Here is a 22879-nt window from a genome sequence, read left to right on the forward strand (position 1 = left end):
CACGACGGCGATCCGGCCGGCGCCACCGCGCATTTCGCGACCGCCCTCACCATGTATCGGCGCGGCGGCAGTCCCGAATGTGTGCGCGTCGCGTATTCGCTGCTGGCCCGGGCCTATTCGGCGGCGGGCCGCAATCGGGATTCGCTGGCGGCCGCCGCCCGCGCGGTGGTGGCCGACGACGAATCCGGCGTGCGCCGCCCCCGAAGGGCGCGTTCGCGCCTGCCGCAGCGGAACTTTCCGGCCGGTGAACCGCCGGTTTCGGGTAGTGAGCGCCACAGCGCTGATGTGGGTGGGCCGGGTGTTGCGGATGGTCCCGGTGGGGCTGGAGCGGCTAGCCTGGGACGCATGGCAGGGAAGGCCCGTAGCGGAACGTCACGTACGCGAGCGGGGGCTGCGCGGGGGCAGACTCCTGCTCAGCCCCGAACGCGCGCCCCGCGCACCGCCGCCAAGCGGACGGCGCGCAAGGCTCCGGCGCGGCGGCCCGCACCACGGCGGCGGCCCGCTTCGAACACCGCTCCGCTGGCGGTGGTCCGGCGCGGCGTGACCAGTGCCTGGACGGTGACCGCGCGCGGGCTGGGCGCCACCACCCGGGCGGTGAGCCGGGCCGGCGATATCGAGCACGGGCATCGACGGGACGGCATCGCGCTGGGCCTGGTGGCTTCCGCGTTCGTGATCGTGGCGGCGGTGTGGCTGTCGGCGGGCGGCCCGGTCGGGCACTGGGTGGATACGGCGGTGCGCTGGGTGGCCGGATCCGCCTCCGCCGCACTGCCGTTCGTGGCCGTGGGGATCGCGGTGATCCTCATGCGCACCGAGCCGCAACCGGAGATTCGCCCGCGCCTGGTGCTCGGCGGCCTGCTGGTGGGTCTGCCGCTGCTGGGCCTGTGGCATATGGCGGCGGGGTCCCCGTCGGACGAGCACGGCCGCGAGCACGCCGCCGGTTTCGTCGGCTATGTGGTGGGCGGCCCGCTGCAGAAGGGTTTGAGCGCCTTCCTCGCGGTGCCTTTGCTCATGCTGGCCATCGGTTTCGGCCTGCTGCTGCTGACCGGTACCCAGGTCCGCGATGTGCCCGCCCGCATGCGCGAGATCTTCGGCACCGGCGCGGGCGGCGACGAATACGAGTCCTACGACGAGGAACGCGGCCTCTACGACCCGGACAACTACGACGCCGACGGCTTCCCCCTGCACCGCCCCGAGGTGCGCAAACGCCGCGGCAAGACCCCGTCGGAGAACTACCCGCCCGACGAGTTCGCCGGTTCGGACGCGGTCACCGAGATCATCGGCGAACCGCCGCTGCAGGACGCCAAGGACATCGCGCCCGTCGAGGAGAAGCCGAAGGCCAAGCCGCGCAAGCCCGTCCCGAAGGTCGTCGACCAGACCCCGCCGCCGCCGGAACCGCAGCAGCTGGAGTTCGTCACCGACCGCGAGGTGGACGGCGACTACACGCTGCCGTCGCTGAACCTGCTCACCGACGGCGATCCGCCCAAACAGCGCAGCGCCGCCAACGAATCCATGATCGAGGCCATCACCGAGGTCCTGGTGCAGTTCAAGATCGACGCGGCGGTCACCGGTTTCGTGCGCGGCCCGACGGTCACCCGCTACGAGGTGGAGCTGGGTCCGGGCGTGAAGGTGGAGAAGATCACCGCCCTGGCCCGCAATATCGCCTACGCGGTGGCCACGGAGAACGTGCGCCTGCTGGCCCCGATCCCGGGCAAGTCCGCGGTCGGCATCGAGGTGCCCAATGCCGATCGCGAATTGGTGCGCCTGGCCGACGTTTTGAAGGCCCCCAGCACCCGCAACGATCATCATCCGCTGGTGATCGGCCTGGGCAAGAACATCGAGGGCGAGTTCGTGGCCGCGAATCTGGCCAAGATGCCGCACCTGCTGGTGGCAGGTTCCACCGGTTCCGGTAAGTCGAGTTTCGTCAACTCGATGCTGGTGTCGCTGCTGTGCCGGGCCACGCCCGAAGAGGTTCGCATGATCCTCATCGACCCGAAGATGGTGGAATTGACGCCCTACGAGGGCATTCCGCATCTGATCACGCCCATCATCACCCAGCCCAAGAAGGCGGCCGCCGCGCTGGCCTGGCTGGTGGAGGAGATGGAACAGCGCTATCAGGACATGCAGGCCAACAAGGTCCGCCACATCGACGACTTCAACCGGAAGGTGAAATCGGGCCAGATCACCGCACCGCTGGGCAGCGAAAGGGTCTATCGCCCTTACCCGTACATCCTCGCCATCGTCGACGAGCTGGCCGACCTCATGATGACCGCGCCGCGCGACGTCGAGGACGCGATCGTGCGCATCACCCAGAAGGCCCGTGCGGCAGGCATTCACCTGGTGCTGGCCACCCAGCGTCCGTCGGTGGACGTGGTGACGGGCCTGATCAAGACCAATGTCCCGTCGCGGCTGGCGTTCGCGACCTCGTCGCTGACCGACTCCCGCGTCATCCTGGATCAGCCGGGCGCGGAGAAGCTGATCGGCATGGGCGACGGCCTGTTCCTGCCCATGGGCGCGAGCAAACCGACCCGTCTACAGGGCGCGTTCATCTCCGACGAGGAGATCGCCGGCGTCGTCGACTTCGCCAAGACCCAGGCCGAACCCGACTACCAGGAGGGCGTGACCGCCGCCAAGGCCGGCGAGAAGAAGGACGTCGACCCCGACATCGGCGACGACCTGGACCTGCTGGTGCAGGCCATCGAACTGGTCGTCACCTCCCAATTCGGTTCCACCTCCATGCTGCAGCGCAAGCTGCGCGTCGGCTTCGCCAAGGCGGGCCGGCTCATGGATCTGATGGAAACCAGGGGAGTGGTCGGCCCCTCCGAAGGCTCCAAGGCCCGCGACGTCCTCATCAAACCCGATGAACTGGACGGGGTCCTGTGGACCATCCGAGGAGGCGGCGGCGACGCACCGCCCGCCTCGGATTCCGACGCCGACGAGTTCTGAGAACCCGCCCGGTCCGCGCTGTGCTCAGTCCTCGAGGGCGAGGGCTTGGCGGATGGTGAGCCGCCCCTGCGTCTGCATGAGCGAACGCCGGTAGATCTTCTCGGCGACGACCACGATGCCGTAGGCGACGGCCGCCATGATCACCAGCGCGATCACCGGCTCCCACCAGGAGGCGGTGCCCGCGGCGAGCCGTCCCGGCATAGCCACCACCGACGCCAGCGGAATATAGGACCCGACGCGAAGCGCCGTGCCGGACAGGAAGATTCCCGCGAACAGCACGATCATGATCAGCATGGTCAACGGTGTCGAGGTGGACTGCAGATCCTCGGTGCGGGTGGCCAGCGCTCCGGCCACCGCCCACAAACTCGCCAGCGCCAGGAACCCGACCACGAAGAACACCACGAACCAGCCTGCCGCCCCGCCGATCTGCGCCACCTGATCGCCCTTGCCGATGGCGGCCAGCCCGATCAGCCCGGCGCCGACGAACAACACCAGCTGCCCAAGCGCCATGGCGGCATTGCCGAGCACCTTGCCGATCAGCAACTGGCGCAGGGGAATCGCGCTGGCGAGGATTTCGACGATGCGGTTCTGCTTCTCCTCCACCACACTCTGCGCGATCGACAGCCCGAACAGCACCGAGGACAGATAGAACAGGAACGCGAACACGAATCCCGCCGCCTTGGCCAGACCCGGATCGATCGCGTTCGGTTCGAGCAGGGCCTCGGTGAGGGTGCCGCCGCGCGCCAGCTGCTGGGTGGAAACGCCCGCGGCCGCGGCGTTCTGCTGAATCGCCAGCTGCTGCGCGGCCGCCGACAGGTAGGTGTCGGCCTTGTCGTTCTTGGCGGTCTTCTCGATCAGTCGCCAGCCCTTCTGATCCGGCGCCAGGCCCGCCTTCACACTGCCCGAACGCACCTTGTCCTCGACGGCCGCGCCGTCGGGCACCTCGTGGGCGACGAAATCGACCTTGGCATTGGCGGTGTGGGCCAGCGTGCCGGCCAGCTCGACCACCTGACCCGCGTTAGGTCCGGTGACCGCGAGATCGATGGTTTCGGTGCGGCCGCTGAGGAATCCGCTGATTCCCAGCGAGGCGACGATGGCGAGAATGGTCACCGCGGTGGAGATGAGGAAGTTGCGGTCGCGCAGCTTCACCGAGATCTCGCGTTGCGCCACCAGCCGCCACACGCCACGCGGCGCCGCATCGCTCGCGGCCGGGTTGTCGTGGGTGCTGCTCATGCGACCGCCTCCCGGTAGATGTCCGACACCGAGGACCGCACCTCGGCCAGTTCGCGCACCGATCCCCGGCTCAGCGCCTCGGCCAGCAGTGCGTCGGTGGTCGTCGCGATCAACTCCACGATCGCCGTCCCCCCGTCGATCTCGAGCACGGTGACCCCGGGGAACTCCCGCAGCCACTGCGCGTCTCCGCCCAGCACCAGCCGATGCCGGTGCGCCCCGGTCTCGGTCAGCTCCGCCGCCGACCCCTGCGCCACCACCCGCCCGTCGGCCAGAATGATCAGCCGATCGCACAGCCGTTCCACCAGATCCAGCTGATGCGAGGAGAACAGGATCGGAACCCCTTGCGCCGCATACTCCTTCAGCAGCGCGGCCATGGAATCCACCGCCACCGGGTCCAACCCGGAGAACGGTTCGTCCAGCACCAGCGCCACCGGCTCGGCGATCACGGCCGCCGCGATCTGCACCCGCTGCTGATTACCCAGCGACAACGACTCCAGCTTGTCCTTGCGCCGCCCGCTCAACTCGAAACGCTCCAGCAGCGCATCGGCGCGCGAAGTCGCTGCGGCAGCACTCATTCCGCGCAACCGCGCCAGATAAACCAGCTGATCCACGATCGGCTGCTTCGGATACAGCCCGCGCTCCTCGGGCATGTACCCGAACCGCCGCCGATCCGCCGCGGTGACGGCATGGTCACCCCACCGCACCTCGCCCCCGTGAATCCCCAACACCCCCATGATCATTCGCATGGTGGTGGTCTTGCCCGCGCCATTGCCGCCCACGAACCCGGTCAATGTCCCGTCCGGCACCGTGAACGACACCTCGTTCACCGCCGTCTTCTCACCGAACCGGCGTAACAGCCGTACCACTTCCAGCATCGAACAACCTCCCCATGCCTTGTCGACCGACCACCCTCATCTTGCCGGACCGGCCGGGCTCGGCCGCCCCGGCCAGCCCCAGGCACGGTCGTCGACCGCGAGGAAAGGTTCGTCCACGACGGCGGCGGGAGTCAATCCGGTGAATGCCCTGATCTCCCGATGCAGATGCGCCTGATCGCTGTACCCGTAGTCGGCGGCGACGGCGGCCGGAGACTGTCCGACGACCAGCCGATGAACGGCGTGGTCGAAGCGAATCAGCGTGGCGGCCCGCTTGGGCGGCAGGCCGAGTTGGGAGTGGAATCGCGACCACAACCGTTTGCGGCTCCAGCCGAGTTCGGCGGCCAGTTCCTCGATCCGGATCAGGCCGCGCCCGACGGTCATCCGTTGCCACGCCCAGGTCAGCTCCGGGTGCACGCCGGATCCGGTTGAGCAGCGCCGGGCCAGCCACTCCTCGGTCCAGGCGAACCGCTCGTTCCAGTCGTCCAGCTCGTCGAGTTGTTCGCAAAGCCGTTGTCCCGCAGCGCCTATCAGATCATCGAGCGCCACGACCGCCGCTCCGATCTCGGTGGCGGCCGGACCCAGCACCGAGTGCGCGACGATCGGTGACAGCCGCACCTGCACGCAGTCGTAAGCCGCTACCTCCACCGCCCGCAGCACGTCCCCGAATCCGGGCCCGATCACCACACTGCCCACGTGCCTGCGCCCCGCCGGGTCTCGTACCCCGACGGTCCCACCGAACACCAGCAGGATCGTCACCGCCGGATGCGGGATCAGCCGCAGTTCGGGCGGGGTGCGGCCACGGTCGCCGAATCCGGCCATGGTCACGCTGGGGAGCCGGCTCGGCCGGGTCGGACTCGCGATGTCCCACAGCATCGCATCGTCGTAGCCGGACCCGCTGGACCTCATGCGGTCATGCTACGCAGGGCGAGTGGCGGGAACATTTGTTCAATACGTCGCCGGTGGCGGCTGTCAGAGTGCCTGTATGACCGAGAAGACCCAGGCCGCGTTGAGTGGCGTTCCGGAAACCGCGCTGTGGACGTTGCGCAATCGCGCCGAAGAGGCCTTGCGGGGAGATTCCCCTTTCGCCGATAGGGAGGCGATCCGGCTCTATCGTGCTTTGGGGGGTGAGGATTTCGAGCGTTTCGGGCCGCCGAGTCAGGTGCACGCATTGCGGGCGATGGTGATCGACGAGGTCGTCTCCGGCTTCCTCGCGGACCACCCCGCCGGACCCGTGGTGGCCTTGGGGGAGGGCCTGCAGACCACCTATTGGCGTCTGGGGCAACCTGCGGCCGCCTGGTTCTCCGTCGATCTCCCGGAAATGGTTGCGGCGCAACAGCGTCTGCTTCCGCCCGCCCCGGCCATCACCCGCCTGGCCTGTTCGGTGCTGGATCGCTCCTGGCTGGCCGAAGTCCCCTCCGGCCCGGCGGTCATCACCGCCGAGGGGCTGTTCATGTACCTGCCGCCCGCCGAGATCCCGCGCCTGATCGCCGATCTCGCCCGCCACTTCCCGGGCGGCGTCCTGGTCTACGACTCCATCCCCTATCTCTTCAGTGCTCTCACCGTGCGCGGCCGAATCCGCCTGAGCCCCACCTACACCGCCCCGCCCATGCCCACCAGCCAATCCCTGCGCCAGGCCCGCCGCCTTCCCGCCCTGATCCCCGGCGTCCGCAGCGCCGAGGACCTGGTCCCGCCTCCGGGCCGAGGCCGCTGGGCCTCTCCCTTCCTGCGCTTCGCGTCCAACACCCCGATCGGCCGGGCCTTGCGCCCCTCCCTGACCCTGCTGCGTTTCTAGAACGTGTTCTATATTCGGGGTGACCGTTCCATGAGCCCCGGGAGTTGCCCAGATGTACCAGTGGTCCGATGAAGATCTGATGTTCCGTGATGTGCTGCGGGGATTCATCGACAAGGAGATCAAGCCGTACGTCGAGGAGCTGGAGTTCGGGGCGCTGCCGCCGTTCGACATCATTCGCAAGCTGTACGCCACCTTCGGGCTGGACGAGCTGGCGCGCGAGGGGCTGGCGAAGGCGTTCGCCAAGGAGGAAGGCGGGGCGGAAGGCAAGGCGGGCAAGGGGAGTGGGTTCAGCGGGGCCGGCAGCATGGGGGTGATCCTCAACAGCGAGCTGGCGGGGGTGAGCCTCGGGCTGGTGGCGTCGATGGGGGTGAGCCTCGGGTTGACGGCCGGCACCATTCGCAGTCGCGGCACGCTGGCGCAGAAGAAGCGGTGGCTGCCGGAGCTGGTCACGTTCGAGAAGGTCGGCGCGTGGGCGATCACCGAACCCGATTCGGGCTCCGACGCTTTCGGCGGCATGAAATCGTATGTCCGCCGCGACGGCGCGGACTACATCCTCAACGGCCGCAAGACCTTCATCACCAACGGCCCGTACGCCGACGTCACCGTCGTCTACGCCAAACTCGACGAGGAGGACGGCACGGATCGCCGCGACCGCAAGGTGCTGGCCTTCGTCCTGGACCGGGGCATGCCGGGATTCACCCAGGGCAAGCCGTTCAAGAAAATGGGCATGAACTCCTCGCCCACCGGTGAACTGTTCTTCGACAATGTCCGCCTCACCCCCGACCGGCTGCTCGGCGAGACCGAGAATCCGGCCAAGGGTGATGGAAAGGACAGCGCCAAGGAATCTTTCGCCGCCGAGCGCATCGGCATCGCCTCCCTGGCGCTGGGCATCATCAACGAATGTCACCGGCTCTGTGTGGATTACGCGAAATCGCGCAAACTCTGGGGCCGCGAGATCGCGCAGTTCCAGCTCATCCAGCTCAAGCTGGCCGAGATGGAGATCGCGCGAATCAATGTGCAGAACATGGTGTTCAACGCCATCGAGCGCACCGCGGCGGGGGAGCGGGTGTCGCTGGCCGAGGCGTCGGCCATGAAGCTGTACTCCTCGCGCGCCGCCACCGAGGTCGCCATGGAGGCGGTGCAGCTCTTCGGCGGCAACGGCTACATGGCCGAGTACAAGGTCGAGCAGCTCGCCCGCGACGCCAAGTCCCTGATGATCTACGCGGGCAGCAATGAGATCCAGGTGACCCATATCGCGAAGGGCCTGCTCGGCGCGTGAGGGGGCGGGGCGAGGATTCCTGGGAATTCGCTCCGCGCGAGAGAGTGAAGCATTATCGTTTCCCATCGTCCACGAGGTGGACGATGAGAGGAGCACACATCATGAAGACCACCCAGCGGGCCGGCATCGGCGCCACCGCGATCGGCGCCGCGGCCGCGGTCGCCCTGCTGACCGCACCCAATGCCAGCGCACTGGTCACCGGCATCAGCGTCGCGAGCGCGAGCCAGTACTGCGTCAACCAGAGCTACACCGTCGTCGTCAACGTGACCCCCACGTCGTTCCTGTTCGACGTCAGCCTGAGCGACAACGGCACCTCGGTCGGCAGCGCCAAGGTCTCCAGCAGTGCGGCCACCTTCACCTGGACGCCGACCAGCACCGGCGATCACACGCTGAAGGCCGTGCAGGAGATCGTCAGCAACAAGTCCACCACCGTCACCGTCGTGGACTGCACCCCCGCCGGCGGCGGCACCGGTTCCTCGAACCTCAACCCGCTCTCGGGCCTGCTCAGCAGCCTCTCGGCGCACTGATCCGCCGCCCGCCGGGCGGCGCGTCGCGAAAGCCGCTGCGCCCGGCGGGATTCGGCGGCAGACCCGTGATCGCCGATAGGGTGCGGAGGTGCCGCCTGCGATGAACCCCCTGCTGGTCGAACGGCTCCGGCCCTACAGCGCGTCGGTCTTCGAGGAGATCTCCCGGCTCGCGACCGCCCACGACGCGGTCGATCTGGGGCAGGGCTTCCCCGACTACGAGGGCCCCGCCGCCATGCTCGAACTGGCCCGCGCCGCGATTTCCGGTGGCATGAACCACTATTCGTCCTCGAAGGGGCAGGCCGCCCTGCGCGAGGCCATCGTCGCCGAGCGCGCGGCTCGCCTCGGTTGCCGCTACGACGCCGCCGACGAGGTGCTGGTGACCGCCGGCGCCACCGAGGCGCTGACCGCGGCCATGCTGGCCCTGGTGGAGCCGGGCGCGGACGTCGTGCTGATCGAACCGTATTACGACTCCTACGCCGCCGCCGTCGCCATGGCGGGTGCGATCCCGCGCACGGTGGCCATGGTCCCCGACGGCGACGGCTTCACCCTCGATCTGGACGAACTGCACCGCGCCATCACCCCGCGCACCCGCCTGCTCGTCGTCAACTCGCCGCACAACCCGACCGGGTCCCTGCTGCGCCCGGCCGATCTGCGCCTGATCGCGGAACTCGCTCGCGCACACGACTTCCTGATCGTCTCCGACGAGGTCTACGAACATCTCGTCTTCGACACCCCGCACCTGTCGATCGCGACCCTGCCCGGGATGCGCGAGCGCACCGTCGTCGTCTCCAGCCCCGCCAAGACCTTCCACGTGACCGGCTGGCGCATCGGCTGGGCGCTGGGCCCCACCGCCCTGATCCACGCCATCCACGCCGCCAAGCAGTACCTCTCCTTCGTCTCCCCGGCCCCCTTCCAGCCCGCCGTCGCCCACGCCCTGCTCCACGAACAGCACTGGGCCGCAACCAATCGCGCCGCCCTGCGTCGTAAACACGACCTGCTCGCCACCGCCCTCACCGCGCTCGGCCTTCCCGTGAAGCGCAGCGCCGGAGGCTATTTCGTCTGCGCCGACGTCGGCTCCGACGGCACCGCCTTCTGCCGCACCCTCCCCGCCCGCGCCGGCGTGGCCGCCATCCCGGTCGCCGCCCTCGCCGCGCGCCCCCACTGGAACACCCTCGTTCGTTTCGCCTACTGCAAACGCGACGACACCCTGCACGAGGCCATCGCCCGCCTCGCCGAATCCCTCTGACCCGAGCGAGATCGGGGGATCGCGCCCGGCGGTGAGACTTTGCTTTGCCGGGGAATATGGCTATATTCGCGTCCGCAGCTGGTTCGCCGGAGGCGGAGTCGAGGAGCCCCTGACCCGTTCCGATGGCGTCGAAGCCCGGCGATGCGTGTGCGCGTCGCGGGGTGAGAGGGAACCCGGTGGGAATCCGGGACTGTCCCGCAGCGGTGAGTGGGAACGACAGCCGTCATTCGCACTGGGCGCCCCGCGTGCCTGGGAAGCGACGGTCAGTAGGACCGCCCCGGGCCTCGAGTGCCGGGGCCGACCCGTTCGGGTCGAGGCCCACGAGTCCGAAGACCTGCCCGTTGTGCCGGATACGCCGTATCCGGCGGTCGTCGCCTCGTGGATTGGGTGTACGCGCCGAGTGGAACCGGGCACGGTCGTCGCTGCCACCATGGGCTCCGTTCGGTGTGCGCCCGTGATGGGCGGCGGTCATCAGCTGCTGACCAAGGAGTTCATACGATGTTGAACCCTGACGACACCTTCACCGCCACGGTGCTCGGGCTGCCGCGGATCGGCCCGAACCGGGAGCTCAAGCGCGCGATCGAGGCGTACTGGGCGGGCCGTCTCGACGCCGACGGCCTGCACGAGGTCGCCCGGCAGTCGCGGACCGCGCAACTGACCGCCGCCCGCGCCGCCGGGCTGGATTCGGTTCCGGTGGGCACCTTCTCGTACTACGACCAGATGCTCGACACCGCGGTCCTGCTGGGCGCGCTGCCCGAACGGGTCGCCGCGATCACCGGCGAGCTGGACCGCTATTTCGCCGCCGCGCGCGGCACCGCGCGGGTCGCGCCGCTCGAGATGACCAAGTGGTTCGACACCAACTACCACTATCTGGTGCCCGAACTGGCGGCGGCGACCACCTTCTCGCTGCATCCGGAGAAACCGCTCGCCGAGCTGAAAGAGGCACTGGCGCTGGGCATTCCGGCCCGCCCGGTGATCATCGGCCCGATCACCTTCCTGAAGCTGGCCAAATCGCTGGACGGCAGCGACCTGCTCGAGCGCCTGCCGGATCTGCTGCCGCTCTACGAACAACTGCTGGGCCTGCTCGCCGCCGCGGGCGCGCGCTGGGTGCAGATCGACGAACCGTCGCTGGTCACCGATCTGACCGTCGCCGAGCTGAGCGCGGTGCGCACCACCTACCAGCGGCTGTCGGAAGTCGCTGTCCGGCCGTCGATTCTGGTCGCGACCTACTTCGGCAGCCTGGGCGGCACCCTGCCCGCGCTGGCCGCCACCGCGATCGAGGGCATCGCCGTCGACTTCGTGACCGGCGGGGACGTGGATGCGGCTGCGGCGCGGTCGATCACGAGCAAGCTGATCGTGGCGGGCGTGGTCGACGGCCACAATGTATGGCGCACCGACCCGGACCGGGCGCTGCCGCGACTGACCGCGCTGCGCGACGCGGGCGTGCCCGTGGCGGTATCGAGTTCCTGCTCGCTGCTGCACGTCCCGTACAGCCTGGGCCCGGAAACCGACCTCGACGAACGCCTGCGCGGCTGGCTGGCCTTCGGCGCCGAGAAGATCGCCGAAATCGTGGTGCTGGCAGGCGCTCTCACCGCCGGCGAGCAGTCCGTGGCCGCCGAACTCGACATCGCCCGCACCGCCGTGCGCGACCGCGCCGCCGATCCTCGCTTGCACGTGCGGGCGGTGCGCGAGCGCCTGGCCGCCCTGGACGCCGCCGACGTGCGCCGCACCCCGGCCGCCGAACGCCGTGTGCGGCAACAGGAACGGCTGCACCTGCCGATGTTGCCGACCACCACCATCGGCTCCTACCCGCAGACCGGCCGCATCCGCATCGCCCGCGCCCAGCTGCGCCACGGCGAGATCGATCAGGCCGAGTACGACGCCCGCATGCGCGCCGAGATCGCGGAAGTCATTGCGCTGCAGGAGGACATCGGCCTGGACGTGCTCGTGCACGGCGAGCCGGAGCGCAACGACATGGTGCAGTACTTCGCCGAGCAGCTCGACGGTTTCGCGACCACGAGCAACGGCTGGGTGCAGTCCTACGGCACCCGCTGCGTGCGGCCGCCCATCGTGTACGGCGATGTGGTGCGGCCGGCGGTGATGACCGTCGACTGGATCGCCTGCGCGCAGTCGCTGACCGCCAAGCCGGTCAAGGGCATGCTCACCGGCCCGGTCACCATCCTGGCCTGGTCGTTCGTCCGCGACGACCAGCCGCCGGCCGACACCGCGCGCCAAATCGCCCTCGCCATCCGCGACGAGACGATCGATCTGGAGGCCGCCGGCGTCGCCATCGTCCAGGTCGACGAGCCCGCATTGCGCGAGCTGCTGCCGCTGCGCAAGGCCGACCAGGCCGCCTACCTCGACTGGGCGGTCGAGGCGTTCCGGCTGGCGACCTCCGGCGTCGCCGACACCACCCAGATCCACACCCACCTGTGCTATTCGGAGTTCGGTGAGGTGATCGGAGCCATCGCGGGTCTGGACGCCGACGTCACCTCGCTCGAGGCCGCGCGCTCGCATATGGAGGTGCTCGACGACCTCAATGCCGCGGGCTTCGAGCTGGGCGTGGGACCGGGCGTCTACGACATCCACTCGCCCCGCGTCCCCGACGCGGACGAGATCGAGAATTCGCTGGCCCAGGCTCTGAAAGCCGTTCCCGCCGAACGGCTCTGGGTCAACCCGGACTGCGGCTTGAAAACCCGGCGCACCGAGGAGGTGACCGCGGCCCTGCGCAACATGGTCGCCGCGGCCGCGGCCCTGCGCTGACAATCCCCTCCTGACGGTCCGGGGTGCCTTCGACTAGGCACCCCGGACCGTTCGCAGCCGGTCGCACAACCTTCGCAGATTCGCACGATCTGTTCCGCAAAACTAGGCATGTTCAGGTCATTTTCGGCCAATCAGTGCCTGTGTAGCGTGCGAACAATGAAGAATCATCTCGTCCGAACCCATCGCTCCGCCGAGCGCTTCCCCCGGGAGGAACATCTGGCGTGGCGCATCGCCGAGGTCGCCGCGGACGCCGTCGCGGTCGAGCCGCGCACCGAGCAGATGATCGTCAACCGGATCATCGACAATGCCGCGGTCGCCGTCGCCGCCCTGACTCGCCGCCCGGTCGCCAATGCCCGCGCCCAGGCGCTGGCGCACCCGTATCGGCCGGGCGCGACCGTTTTCGGTGCGCCGGGCCGTTTCTCGCCGGAGTGGGCGGCCTGGGCCAACGGTGTCGCGGTGCGCGAACTCGATTTCCACGACACCTTCCTGGCCGCGGAGTACTCGCATCCGGGCGACAATATCCCGCCGATCCTGGCGGTCGCCCAGCACGCCGGGCGCGGCGGCCGCGACCTGATCCGCGGTCTGGCAACGGGTTACGAGATCCAGGTCGATCTCGTACGCGGGATCTGCCTGCACGAGCACAAGATCGATCACGTCGCCCACCTGGGCCCGTCCGCGGCGGCCGGCATCGGCGCCCTGCTGGGCCTGGACACCGAGACCATCTACCAGGCCATCGGTCAGGCCCTGCACACCACCACCGCCACCCGGCAGTCCCGCAAGGGCGAGATCTCCAGCTGGAAGGCCTACGCCCCGGCCTTCGCCGGAAAAATGGCCGTGGAGGCCGTGGATCGCGCCCTGCGCGGCGAGGGCGCACCGGCCCCCATCTGGGAGGGCGAGGACGGCGTGATCGCCCGGCTGCTCGGCGGCCCGGACGCGGAATACGTTGTCCCGCTGCCGAGTCCGGGCGAACCCAAGCGCGCCATCCTCGACACCTACACCAAGGAGCATTCCGCCGAATACCAGAGCCAGGCCCCGATCGATCTGGCGCGGCGCATGCGCGAGCGAATCGGCGACCTCGACCAGATCGCCTCGATCGTGCTGCACACCAGCCACCACACCCACCACGTGATCGGCACCGGCTCCGGCGATCCGCAGAAGTTCGACCCGCACGCCTCCCGCGAAACCCTCGACCACTCGGTCATGTACATCTTCGCGGTCGCGCTGCAGGACGGCGGCTGGCATCACGAGCGGTCCTACGCCCCCGAGCGGGCGCGCCGCCCCGACACCGTCGCACTGTGGCGCAAGATCTCCACCGCCGAGGATCCGGAGTGGACCCGCCGCTATCACTCGACCGACCCGGCCGAGAAGGCGTTCGGCGCGCGCGCCGAAATCACCTTGCGCAGTGGCGAAGTGATCGTCGACGAGCTCGCCGTCGCCGACGCCCATCCGCTGGGCGCGCGCCCGTTCACCCGCGAGCACTACCTCGCCAAATTCCGCACCCTCGCCGAGGGCGTCGTCGCGCCCGCCGAACAGGACCGCTTCCTCGAGGTGGCCCAGCGCACCGGCGAACTGTCCGCCGACGAGCTGTCGGAGCTGAGTGTCACCGTCGCACCGGACGTGCTCGATCGCGCGCCCCGCTCGCCGCAGGGACTGTTCCGATGACGGGCCTGCTCGCCGCCGCCACCTCGGCCGCCGACAAGCGCGCCGCCTTCCGGGCCGGACTGGCCTCGGGCACCATCCAGCGCTTCCCGGGGGCCTTCAATCCCTTGGTGGCCAAGCTGATTCAGGACATCGGCTTCGAAGGCGTCTACGTCTCCGGCGCGGTGCTGTCGGCCGATCTGGGCCTGCCCGACATCGGCCTGACCACCCTGACCGAGGTGGCCGGCCGGGGGCAGCAGATCGCGCGGGTGACCGATCTGCCTGTACTCCTCGACGCCGACACCGGATTCGGCGAGCCCATGAGCGCCGCGCGCACCGTCACCGTCCTCGAGGACGCGGGGATCGCGGGACTGCATCTGGAAGATCAGGTGAATCCCAAACGCTGCGGGCATCTCGACGGCAAGGCCGTGGTGCCGGTCGCGGACATGCTGCGGCGGCTGGGCGCGGCGGTGGCCGCGCGCCGCGACCCCGCCTTCGTGATCTGCGCCCGCACCGACGCCGCCGGTATCGAGGGCCTCGACGCCGCGATCGACCGCGCCAAGGCGTACGCCGACGCCGGCGCGGACCTGATCTTCACCGAGGCGCTGCGCACCCCGGCCGATTTCGAGAAGTTCCGGGCGGCGGTGTCGATTCCCCTGCTGGCCAATATGACCGAGTTCGGCAAGTCCGAGCTGCTGCCCGCCGCCACCCTGGAATCCCTCGGCTACAACGCCGTCATCTACCCGGTGACCACCCTGCGGCTGGCGATGTACGCCGCCGAGACCGGATTGCGCGAGATCGCGGCCACCGGCACCCAGTCGGGACTGCTGGACCGCATGCAGCACCGCAGCCGCCTCTACGAACTGCTGCGGTACGAGCGCTACAACGAATTCGATTCCGACATCTACAACTTCACGCTGGAAAGGATCGATGATGGCCGCATCGCGTAGCGATTCGATCAGGGGTGGTGGTGGGGCGGCGGGTGGGCCCGAGACCGCGGCACCGGTTGTCGCCAAGGGCCTGGCGGGTGTCGTCGTCGACACCACCGCCATCTCCAAGGTGGTTCCGGAGACCAACTCGCTGACCTACCGCGGTTACGCGGTGCAGGATCTGGCCGCGCACTGCCGCTTCGAGCAGGTCGCCTACCTGCTCTGGCACGGCGAACTGCCCACCGACGCTCAGCTGTCGCAGTTCCTGCAACAGGAGCGGGCCGCCCGCCGCGTGGACCGCTCGCTGCTGTCGCTGGTGGCCAAACTGCCCGACAACTGCCACCCGATGGACGTGGTGCGCACCGCGATCAGCTACCTGGGCGCCGAGGACCCCGCCGAGGACGACGACTCCCCGAAAGCCAACCGCGCCAAGGCGCTTCGCATGATGGCGGTGCTGCCGACCATCGTGGCGGCCGACCATCGGCGCCGGCACGGCCTGGACCCCGTCGCACCGCATGCGCAGCTGGGCTACGCCGAGAACTTCCTGACCATGTGCTTCGGCGCCCCGCCCGCGCCGGAACTGGTGCGGGCCTTCGAGGTCTCGCTGATCCTGTACGCGGAGCACAGTTTCAACGCCTCCACCTTCGCCGCCCGCGTCGTCACCTCGACCCGGTCGGATATCTACAGCGCGGTCACCGCCGCCATCGGCGCGCTCAAGGGCCCGCTGCACGGCGGCGCCAACGAGGCGGTCATGCGCGACATGCTCGAGATCGGCGATCCGGCGCTGGCCGCCGCCTGGCTGCGAAACAAGCTGGCCCGCAAGGAAAAGGTGATGGGCTTCGGCCATCGGGTCTACAAGAACGGCGACTCCCGCGTCCCCACCATGCGAAAGGCCCTGGGAGACATCGCCGCAGCCACCGGAGGCGGCGTCTGGCTGCGCATGTACGACGTCCTCGCGCGCACCATGTACGAGGCCACCGGCATCGAACCCAACCTCGATTTCCCCACCGGCCCCGCGTACTACCTGCTCGGCTTCGACATCGAGGTGTTCACGCCGATCTTCGTGATGGCGCGCATCACCGGCTGGACCGCGCACATCATCGAACAAGCCGAATCCAACGCGCTCATCCGGCCGCTGAGCGAATACGTCGGCGTTCCCCAGCGCGCGCTGTGAAGAGATCCGTCCTTCGCGGCGGTATTCGCTTCGCGATCACCCGAAAGCGAGTAGCTTTTGCCACGCGTTCCAGTTTCGCGGGGTGAACGCTATGGGCAGAAGGGCTGGTCGGCGCGATGACGGACTACCTCATCATCGGTTCCGGAAGCGCCGGCGCGATTCTCGCGCGCCGGCTCGCCGACACCGGCGCACAGGTGACGCTGTTCGAGGCGGGCCGGCGCGACAACACCCGGCTGGTGCGCAAGCCGGGCATGATCGGCCCGCTGCACAGCGTGCCGCAATTGAAGAAGACGATCGACTGGGGCCACTACACCGTCGAGCAGAAGCACGCGCTGGGACGCCGGATTCCGCAAACGCACGGCAAGGTGGTCGGCGGCTCCAGTTCGATCAACGGCATGGTGTTCGTGCGCGGCAACCGCCGCAACTTCGACGACTGGGCCGCCGCGGGCAATACCGGCTGGTCCTACGACGACGTGCTGCCCAGCTTCAAGAGATTCGAGTCGTTCGAGGACGGCGCCAACGAGTTCCGCGGCGGTGCGGGCCCCATCAAGGTGATCCGGGCGCGCGAGCTGACGCCCGCGTCCGAGTCCTTCATGCGGGCGCTGACCGAAACCACCGGCGCGGCGGTCAATCCCGACTACAACGGCGCCGAACAAGAAGGCGTCTCGCTGTTCCAGCAGAGCAACAGCAACGGCCTGCGCTACAGCACCTCGGTCGGCTACCTCGACGATCGCCCGAAAAACCTTACGGTGCTGCCGAATACGCAGGTGCTGCGCATCATCGTCGAGCACGGCCGCGCCGTCGGCGTGGAATATCGCACGGCCCGTGGCGTCGAGACCCTGCGGGCCGAACGCGAAGTGATCGTCAGCGCCGGCACGTTCGGCTCCCCGCAGCTGCTCATGCTCTCCGGCATCGGCCCGGCCGACCATCTGCGCGCCTTCGGCATCGACGTCGTCGCCGACCTCCCCGTCGGCGACAACCTGCACGACCACCTGTTCGTGCCGATGACCTTCGCCATGCCGACCGCGCTGCGCCGATCCGCGCCCGGCTATTTCGCCCGCGCCTTCCTGCGAGAGTCGTTGCGCACCAACAGCACCTGGCTCGCCCGCAGCGTGTTCGAGGTGGTCGCGTTTCTACGCACCCCGTACGCGGCCGGGGCTCCCGACCTGCAACTGCATGTGCTGCCCTGGGGATACCCCGGTCCCAATCAGGACGCCCCGATCCGCCACACCCCCGACCCGCGCCGCTCGCTGACCATCATGGTCACCATGATCTATCCGCGCAGCCGCGGCACCCTGCGCCTGACCTCCGTCGACCCGGCCGCCGCGCCCGCCATCGACCCCAATTACCTGGCCGAGCCACAGGATCTCGACACCCTGGCGCACGGAATGGAACTGACCCGAGAGATCATGTCCGCCAAGTCGATTCGCGACGACGTGGACACCGAGATCGCGCCCGGCGCCCACTACGCCGACCGCGCCGCCCTGGCCGCCGAGATCCCCAACCGGGCGACCACCGTCTACCACCCCGTGGGCACCTGCCGCATGGGCGCCGACGCCCGCGCCGTCGTGGATCCGCTGCTGCGCGTGCGCGGCATCGAAGGTCTGCGCGTCGCCGACGCCTCGATCATGCCCAGCATCGTCGGCGGCAATACCAATGCCGCCAGCATGATGATCGGCGAGCACGCCGCCGCGCTCATCCTGGGGTCCTGAGCCGAGAGTTCTTCCGGCACCGGGTGGTCAGGCCAGCAGTCCCCGCAGCGCACGAGTGATGATGCGGTCGAACACTTCGTCCGCGCCGGCCGACGGGGGCGAGGCGCTCGCCGCGCGCAGGGCCGCGGTGAGGTGGGGGTAGCCGTCGGAGGCGGCCGCGTGCGCCAGATATCGCTGCTGCGCGCGCCGCCAGGGCGGCGGGTCCGCGGTGTCGAGTCGCTGTGTGGATTCGGCGCGGGTGAGCGAGGCCACCAGCGTGAACATGACGGAGATGGCCTCGAGTTTCTCCTTGGCGCCCACCGGCAACCCGGCGAGGGCGGCCAGGCAGTGGTCCAGGAACGTCAAGGTGTGCGGCCCGCCCATCGCGGTGTGCGCGAACGTATCCGACAGCCACGGGTGCCGCAGGCAGACGCCCCGCGCCTCCCGCGCCAACACCAGCAGATCCGCTGTCCAGTCCTGATGGGCCAGACCCGCGTACGAGATCTCCGCATTGACCCGATCCACCATCAGCTCGATCAGATCGTCGCGGGTGGCCAGATAGCGGTAGAGCGAGGCGGGCGCGGTCCCGAGCGCCCGCGCCACCGCGCGCATGGTGACCGCGGGCAGTCCCTCGGCGTCGGCCAGCGCCACCCCGGCCGCGGCCAGGCGATCACGGTCGAGGCCGGGGGTGGGTCCGCGGCCCGAGCGCTCGGGCCGCAACCAGATGCTGACCTCGGATGGTTCGGGCACGACTGCTCTTTCCTGCTTTTCTGCGAACGATGTTTGCAGTACTGTACAGCGACTGCGAACGGCGATCGCAAGGACGAGAAGGGTTGCACCGTGGGGATCTTGGGCCGGCTACTCCAGAACAAGCGCGCCGGTGCGGAATTGGTCGCCTGGCATCGCGAGAACCTGCGGGGACCCGAAACGCTGGGCCTGCGCAGCGACGCCTTCGAGGACGGCGCGACCATTCCGCCGGCGCATGCGGGGCGTCGCGCCGGCGGCCAGAACATCTCACCCGCCCTGGACTGGAACGCCGCGCCCGCGGGCACCGCCCAGCTGCTGCTGATCGTCGAAGACCCGGACGCGCCGACGAATTCGCCGTTCGTGCACGCCGTCGCGATCATCGACCCGGCCGTCACCGCCGTGCCCGCCGGAGCGCTCGCGGCCGCGAGCCCCGGCGCCGGTGTGCGCCTGCTCCGCTCGACGATGCGTACCGGCTATCTCGGACCCGAGCCGATCAAGGGACATGGCCCGCACCGCTACGTCTTTCAACTGTTCGCACTCGCGGAACCGCTGCCCGCCTCGATCGCCGGTCGCGATGCGGCCAAGGCCAAACCCCGTGCGGTCATGCCCGCCGTGACGGGGCCGGTCCTCGCGCGCGGGCGGCTCGACGGCTTTTACGAACGCTGACGCCACCTCGCATCGGTCGCGCCTCCCGACCTGCGGTTGTAGGGTGAAAGCTCGGTAGATCAACGACATTCGACCGCTCCACCGAGAAACTTGGAAGGAGCGTCGCCATCGCGCTTCGAGTGTGGTTGAGCAGTGCCGGCGCGGCGACCGTGCAAGTGATGCGAATGCTTCGGCACAACCCCGACGGGGTGGCGGTCGAACTGTATGCCAGCAATGTCGATCCGGCGGCGACCGCGTTGTCGGCGTGCGATGTCGGGGCCGTCGAGCCGCGCCGGGTGGGGGACGAGGAGTACGCCGCGTTCGCGCTGGACTTCTGCCGCCGCCACCGCATCGACGTGGTGATCCCGCCGCGCCGGCTCACCGCTTTCGCTGACCGGATCCTCGATTTCGCGGCCGCCGGCACCCGCGTCATGTGCTCGTCACAGGCCACCGTGCGCACGGCGACCGACAAGGCCGCCACCTACGAATCCGCCGGTGCGGCCGGGCTTCCGGTACCGCCCTGGCGGCTGGTGTCGGACGCGGACGGCTTGCGCGCGGCGGTGGCCGAGCTGTCGCGCACCGGAGAACGCGTGTGCGTCAAGCCCAGCGGCGAGTATTCGGCCTTCGGCTTCCGCATCCTCGACGACCGCCCGCTCAGCATGGCGGATCTGCTCGCGCCGCCGCTGCCGATCGCCTCGGTCGACGCGGTGGCCGGCGCCTTGACCCGTGCGGCGGAGAACGGCGAGCCCGCGACCGAACTGCTCGTCATGCCCCACCTCGACGAGCCGGAGATCAGCATCGACTGCCTGTCCACCGCGGGAGGCGAACTGCTGGTGGGCATTCCGCGCGCCAAACACGGCCGCTTCCGCGACCTGCTCGACGATCCCGCCCTCGTCGACCTCGCCCGGCGACTCGTGCGCCACTTCGAACTGGCGTACCTGACCAATGTGCAGCTGCGCTACCGGGCGGGCGAACCCGTTCTGCTGGAAGTCAATCCGCGGCCCTCGGCCGGACTGTTCCACACCGCCCACGCCGGCCTGAATCTGCCCTGGGCCGCCATCCGGCTACTGCTGCACGGTGATTCGGGCCTGACCGCGCCTCCGCGACTGGGCGTCCGGCTGGCCCTCGCGGAGGCGGTCATCGAGATCGCTAACGGCGGCCGGTGACCTTGCCGACGATGAACAGCAGGATCACCGCGCCGAGCAGGCAGGTGAGGAAGCTGAAGATGAGCCCGCCGCCGTGGACGTCCACGCCGAAGAGCTTCAGCAAGAATCCGCCGAGCAGACCGCCGATAATGCCGACCACGATATTGAGCACGATGCCCTGTTGCGCGTCGGTGCCCATGATCTTGCTGCCGATCCACCCGGCCAGCCCACCGATGATGAGCCAGCCGAAGAAACCCAGTGCGAGCATCACGTTCTCCTCTCCGAGAGCGGTTCACCCTATGGTCGCTTGTCCACCGGCGGGAATCGGACAGTGACACGCCCGCCCCGGGGCCGGATCGTCCGTTGCGTCGGGTTCGTGCCGCATGTCTATGGTGTTTGACGGGGCTTTTCGGACCAATTGGCGGATGTTGCCCTCGGATCGCGCGGTCTGTGACTAGGTTTCCGATGTCGATGGTGAACCTGCGTGCGGGCCGGAGGAGCCTTGGAGACCACTTATCGCTTGTCACTGCACCGATTCGTCGTGTCGGAGTTGGCGGCGAACGGGTTGGAGACCGAGTGGTTGCTCGGGGAGGCGGGGCTACCCGGGTGGGCCCTGGACGACGGGGACGTCCAGGTCCCCAGCTCGGCCTACGGGCGACTGTGGGACGTGGGCGCGGGGGCGCTCGACGATCCCATCCTGCCGGTGCGGCTGGGCTGCCGGTTCGCGCTCGGCGCGGGCGGACTGTGCGACTACCTGTTCTCCACCTCGCCGACCATCGGCGAGGGGCTCGCCACGGTCGGGCCCTATATCAGCGATATCAGCACCAACCACCGGGTGTCGCTCACCGAAGAGGACAACGGGGACATCACGTTCGGCTTCGAGATCATCGAGGGCGACGACCGGACCCGGGACCTGACCCATCAGTGGGCGGTGGCCTCGCTGCTGGGCCGGCCGCGCCGGGTGGCCGCGGGCCCCTTCGACGCGCGGCGGGTGCGATTGCGCCAGCGCGCGCCGCGCAACCACACCGACATGTACGACCTGCTCGGCACCCGGGCCATCGAATTCGGGGCGTCCGAGGATTCGATCACCTTCCGCGCCACCGATATGGACGTCCCGCTGACCACCGCCGACCCGGTGCTGCACGCGATTCTGGAGAAGGTCGCGGCCACGGTGCCGCCACCGCCCCCGCTGGCCAGCGCCTGGGTCGGCCAGGTCGCCGAGGCGCTGGCGCAGGCGCTCGACGCCGGGGACGCCACGCTCGACACGGTCGCGCGCCGATTGATGGTGAGCCGCAGGACATTGCAACGCCGCCTGACCGAGGCGGGCACCACCTGGCGGCAGGAACTCGACCGCGCGCGGCTGGAACGGTTGCGCCGCGCCGACACCACCGGCGCGCAGCTGGGCCGCGCCCGGCAGGCCGAGATTCTCGGTTACGCGGGCCCCCAATCGATTCGCCGGGCCGCCCGCAGATGGGAGTCCATCGCCGAGCGCCGGGTCGCCGAGGTGGCATCGGTGACCTCGTAGAGCCGCGCGTATCTCGGATTCGCCTGCGGCATCGGCGCATCCAGCAGCGCGCGGTCCAGGGTCAGCACGGTGCGGGGTGCGTCGAAGACCACGTCCTGGAGGCCCAGCACCAGGGCGATGCCGTCGTAGACCGGATCGGGCGGCACCGCGACCTCGGCGCGGACGATGGCCTGCCGCATCGGCAGCGCTTCCCGCTGCACGCTGATCAGCACCCCGATATCGTGCTCGAGCGCGAAGCGCCGGATGTCGGCGGGCACCATAGAATCGTCTCGCAGTAGCGCGATCTCGTCGCCGTGCGGTTCGAGGGTGTGCCGTGCCAGGGAACAGGACTGCTCGGCGAAGCCGACGCCGACCTCGAAGGCGCGCAGCGCGGTCGGCTGGCTCAGGACGGCGAGTTCGAGCGCGTCGAGCCCGGGCGGGTGACAGGTCAGCCCCGCCATCAGGCCGAAGCCGGGCTCGTCGTGCAGGCCGCGCACGAGGTTGCGCATCACCGTCACCTGCTGGGCGTAGCTGACCTCGCCGTCGGGATTCCGCAGCTGCCCGGGCCGAATATCGGTGTCGCGCAGCATGGCCGAGATCGGGATGCCGCGCCCCAGGGCGAAATCCACGAGCAGCGCCGTGCTGAAGATCGGGCGCTTGCGCGACTGACGCTCGGCCGTACCGCGATCGATCACCAGGAGCCCCACTGTTACCTCTGGTCGGTTGGATTGCGTTCCCCCCGGTAGGC

Annotated in this window: 19 protein-coding genes and 1 riboswitch; of the genes, 13 read left to right on the forward strand and 6 right to left on the reverse strand. The window is 69.3% G+C overall.

The window, feature by feature from the left end:
- Positions 1-345 precede the first annotated feature (345 nt).
- Positions 346-2943 (forward strand): DNA translocase FtsK, encoded by a 2598-nt coding sequence (locus D7D52_RS39140; RefSeq protein ID WP_246023995.1) that lies wholly within the window; start codon positions 346-348, stop codon positions 2941-2943.
- Between the two features lie 24 nt (positions 2944-2967).
- Here D7D52_RS39140 and D7D52_RS13845 read toward each other — a convergent pair whose 3' ends face one another.
- From D7D52_RS13845 to D7D52_RS13855, 3 genes are read right to left on the reverse strand one after another with little or no spacing between them, the layout of a single operon-like run.
- Positions 2968-4176 carry an ABC transporter permease gene (locus D7D52_RS13845; RefSeq protein WP_120736683.1) on the reverse strand — a complete coding sequence of 403 codons (1209 nt, stop codon included), beginning with the start codon at positions 4174-4176 and terminating at the stop codon, positions 2968-2970.
- Entirely contained in the window at positions 4173-5051 is an 879-nt protein-coding gene (locus tag D7D52_RS13850) for an ABC transporter ATP-binding protein (RefSeq protein WP_120736684.1), read from the reverse strand. The genes D7D52_RS13845 and D7D52_RS13850 overlap by 4 nt, the downstream gene beginning before the upstream one ends.
- Before the next feature lie 36 nt (positions 5052-5087).
- Complete coding sequence (locus tag D7D52_RS13855; RefSeq protein ID WP_222932820.1) at positions 5088-5957, reverse strand: helix-turn-helix domain-containing protein; 870 nt, start codon at positions 5955-5957, stop codon at positions 5088-5090.
- Between the two features lie 76 nt (positions 5958-6033).
- On the opposite strand from D7D52_RS13855, the gene D7D52_RS13860 reads away from it, so the two are divergent.
- From D7D52_RS13860 to D7D52_RS13900, 9 genes are all read left to right on the forward strand, one after another.
- On the forward strand, positions 6034-6843 hold the full coding sequence (locus D7D52_RS13860; RefSeq protein ID WP_120736685.1) for a class I SAM-dependent methyltransferase: 810 nt from the start codon (positions 6034-6036) through the stop codon (positions 6841-6843).
- Positions 6844-6895: 52 nt separating this feature from the next.
- Positions 6896-8122 carry an acyl-CoA dehydrogenase family protein gene (locus tag D7D52_RS13865; RefSeq protein WP_120736686.1) on the forward strand — a complete coding sequence of 409 codons (1227 nt, stop codon included), beginning with the start codon at positions 6896-6898 and terminating at the stop codon, positions 8120-8122.
- A 101-nt stretch (positions 8123-8223) separates the two neighbouring features.
- Positions 8224-8649: a hypothetical protein gene (locus tag D7D52_RS13870; protein ID WP_120736687.1), complete on the forward strand. Its 426-nt coding sequence runs from the start codon at positions 8224-8226 to the stop codon at positions 8647-8649.
- Between the two features lie 100 nt (positions 8650-8749).
- Positions 8750-9895 (forward strand): aminotransferase class I/II-fold pyridoxal phosphate-dependent enzyme, encoded by a 1146-nt coding sequence (locus tag D7D52_RS13875; protein WP_120736688.1) that lies wholly within the window; start codon positions 8750-8752, stop codon positions 9893-9895.
- Between the two features lie 128 nt (positions 9896-10023).
- Positions 10024-10251: riboswitch (cobalamin riboswitch) on the forward strand.
- A 142-nt stretch (positions 10252-10393) separates the two neighbouring features.
- The gene (gene metE / locus D7D52_RS13880; RefSeq protein WP_120736689.1) at positions 10394-12658 is read left to right on the forward strand and encodes a 5-methyltetrahydropteroyltriglutamate--homocysteine S-methyltransferase; all 2265 of its coding nucleotides are present in this window, start codon (positions 10394-10396) and stop codon (positions 12656-12658) included.
- A gap of 156 nt (positions 12659-12814) precedes the next feature.
- Positions 12815-14320 (forward strand): 2-methylcitrate dehydratase PrpD, encoded by a 1506-nt coding sequence (gene prpD, locus D7D52_RS13885; RefSeq protein WP_120736690.1) that lies wholly within the window; start codon positions 12815-12817, stop codon positions 14318-14320.
- Positions 14317-15246 carry a methylisocitrate lyase gene (gene prpB / locus D7D52_RS13890; RefSeq protein ID WP_120736691.1) on the forward strand — a complete coding sequence of 310 codons (930 nt, stop codon included), beginning with the start codon at positions 14317-14319 and terminating at the stop codon, positions 15244-15246. The genes prpD and prpB overlap by 4 nt, the downstream gene beginning before the upstream one ends.
- Positions 15230-16399: a bifunctional 2-methylcitrate synthase/citrate synthase gene (locus D7D52_RS13895; RefSeq protein WP_425464632.1), complete on the forward strand. Its 1170-nt coding sequence runs from the start codon at positions 15230-15232 to the stop codon at positions 16397-16399. The genes prpB and D7D52_RS13895 overlap by 17 nt, the downstream gene beginning before the upstream one ends.
- A 116-nt stretch (positions 16400-16515) precedes the next feature.
- Positions 16516-18111, forward strand: coding sequence for a GMC family oxidoreductase (locus tag D7D52_RS13900; protein WP_120736693.1), 1596 nt, complete (start codon positions 16516-16518; stop codon positions 18109-18111).
- Positions 18112-18138: 27 nt separating this feature from the next.
- Here D7D52_RS13900 and D7D52_RS13905 read toward each other — a convergent pair whose 3' ends face one another.
- Entirely contained in the window at positions 18139-18840 is a 702-nt protein-coding gene (locus D7D52_RS13905; RefSeq protein WP_120736694.1) for a TetR/AcrR family transcriptional regulator, read from the reverse strand.
- A gap of 90 nt (positions 18841-18930) precedes the next feature.
- On the opposite strand from D7D52_RS13905, the gene D7D52_RS13910 reads away from it, so the two are divergent.
- Together D7D52_RS13910 and D7D52_RS13915 are read left to right on the forward strand one after the other, a co-directional pair.
- Positions 18931-19503: a YbhB/YbcL family Raf kinase inhibitor-like protein gene (locus D7D52_RS13910; protein ID WP_120736695.1), complete on the forward strand. Its 573-nt coding sequence runs from the start codon at positions 18931-18933 to the stop codon at positions 19501-19503.
- 158 nt (positions 19504-19661) lie between these two features.
- Entirely contained in the window at positions 19662-20648 is a 987-nt protein-coding gene (locus tag D7D52_RS13915; RefSeq protein WP_120744094.1) for an ATP-grasp domain-containing protein, read from the forward strand.
- On the opposite strand, the gene D7D52_RS13920 is transcribed toward D7D52_RS13915, so the two are convergent.
- Entirely contained in the window at positions 20632-20895 is a 264-nt protein-coding gene (locus D7D52_RS13920) for a GlsB/YeaQ/YmgE family stress response membrane protein (RefSeq protein WP_120736696.1), read from the reverse strand. The two genes, D7D52_RS13915 and D7D52_RS13920, sit on opposite strands and share 17 nt — an antisense overlap.
- A gap of 234 nt (positions 20896-21129) precedes the next feature.
- On the opposite strand from D7D52_RS13920, the gene D7D52_RS13925 reads away from it, so the two are divergent.
- Positions 21130-22152, forward strand: coding sequence for an AraC family transcriptional regulator ligand-binding domain-containing protein (locus D7D52_RS13925; RefSeq protein ID WP_120736697.1), 1023 nt, complete (start codon positions 21130-21132; stop codon positions 22150-22152).
- Here the strand turns inward: D7D52_RS13925 and D7D52_RS13930 are convergent.
- Entirely contained in the window at positions 22059-22826 is a 768-nt protein-coding gene (locus tag D7D52_RS13930; RefSeq protein WP_162958303.1) for an AraC family transcriptional regulator ligand-binding domain-containing protein, read from the reverse strand. The genes D7D52_RS13925 and D7D52_RS13930 overlap by 94 nt on opposite strands.
- Positions 22827-22879: the final 53 nt, after the last annotated feature.

It is taken from the genome of Nocardia yunnanensis (assembly GCF_003626895.1).
In the GTDB taxonomy this organism is placed as follows: Bacteria; Actinomycetota; Actinomycetes; order Mycobacteriales; family Mycobacteriaceae; genus Nocardia; species Nocardia yunnanensis.

Excerpts from the sequence above, each read along its gene's own strand:
- D7D52_RS13845 (WP_120736683.1), bottom strand. The coding sequence starts at position 4,176 with ATGAGCAGCACCCACGACAACCCGGCCGCGAGCGATGCGGCGCCGCGT.
- D7D52_RS13895 (WP_425464632.1), top strand. The coding sequence starts at position 15,230 with ATGGCCGCATCGCGTAGCGATTCGATCAGGGGTGGTGGTGGGGCGGCG.
- prpD (WP_120736690.1), top strand. The coding sequence starts at position 12,815 with ATGAAGAATCATCTCGTCCGAACCCATCGCTCCGCCGAGCGCTTCCCC.
- D7D52_RS13865 (WP_120736686.1), top strand. The coding sequence starts at position 6,896 with ATGTACCAGTGGTCCGATGAAGATCTGATGTTCCGTGATGTGCTGCGG.
- D7D52_RS13900 (WP_120736693.1), top strand. The coding sequence starts at position 16,516 with ATGACGGACTACCTCATCATCGGTTCCGGAAGCGCCGGCGCGATTCTC.
- D7D52_RS13870 (WP_120736687.1), top strand. The coding sequence starts at position 8,224 with ATGAAGACCACCCAGCGGGCCGGCATCGGCGCCACCGCGATCGGCGCC.
- D7D52_RS13920 (WP_120736696.1), bottom strand. The coding sequence starts at position 20,895 with ATGCTCGCACTGGGTTTCTTCGGCTGGCTCATCATCGGTGGGCTGGCC.
- D7D52_RS13855 (WP_222932820.1), bottom strand. The coding sequence starts at position 5,957 with ATGAGGTCCAGCGGGTCCGGCTACGACGATGCGATGCTGTGGGACATC.
- D7D52_RS39140 (WP_246023995.1), top strand. The coding sequence starts at position 346 with ATGGCAGGGAAGGCCCGTAGCGGAACGTCACGTACGCGAGCGGGGGCT.
- metE (WP_120736689.1), top strand. The coding sequence starts at position 10,394 with ATGTTGAACCCTGACGACACCTTCACCGCCACGGTGCTCGGGCTGCCG.
- D7D52_RS13860 (WP_120736685.1), top strand. The coding sequence starts at position 6,034 with ATGACCGAGAAGACCCAGGCCGCGTTGAGTGGCGTTCCGGAAACCGCG.
- prpB (WP_120736691.1), top strand. The coding sequence starts at position 14,317 with ATGACGGGCCTGCTCGCCGCCGCCACCTCGGCCGCCGACAAGCGCGCC.
- D7D52_RS13915 (WP_120744094.1), top strand. The coding sequence starts at position 19,662 with ATGCGAATGCTTCGGCACAACCCCGACGGGGTGGCGGTCGAACTGTAT.
- D7D52_RS13850 (WP_120736684.1), bottom strand. The coding sequence starts at position 5,051 with ATGCTGGAAGTGGTACGGCTGTTACGCCGGTTCGGTGAGAAGACGGCG.
- D7D52_RS13875 (WP_120736688.1), top strand. The coding sequence starts at position 8,750 with ATGAACCCCCTGCTGGTCGAACGGCTCCGGCCCTACAGCGCGTCGGTC.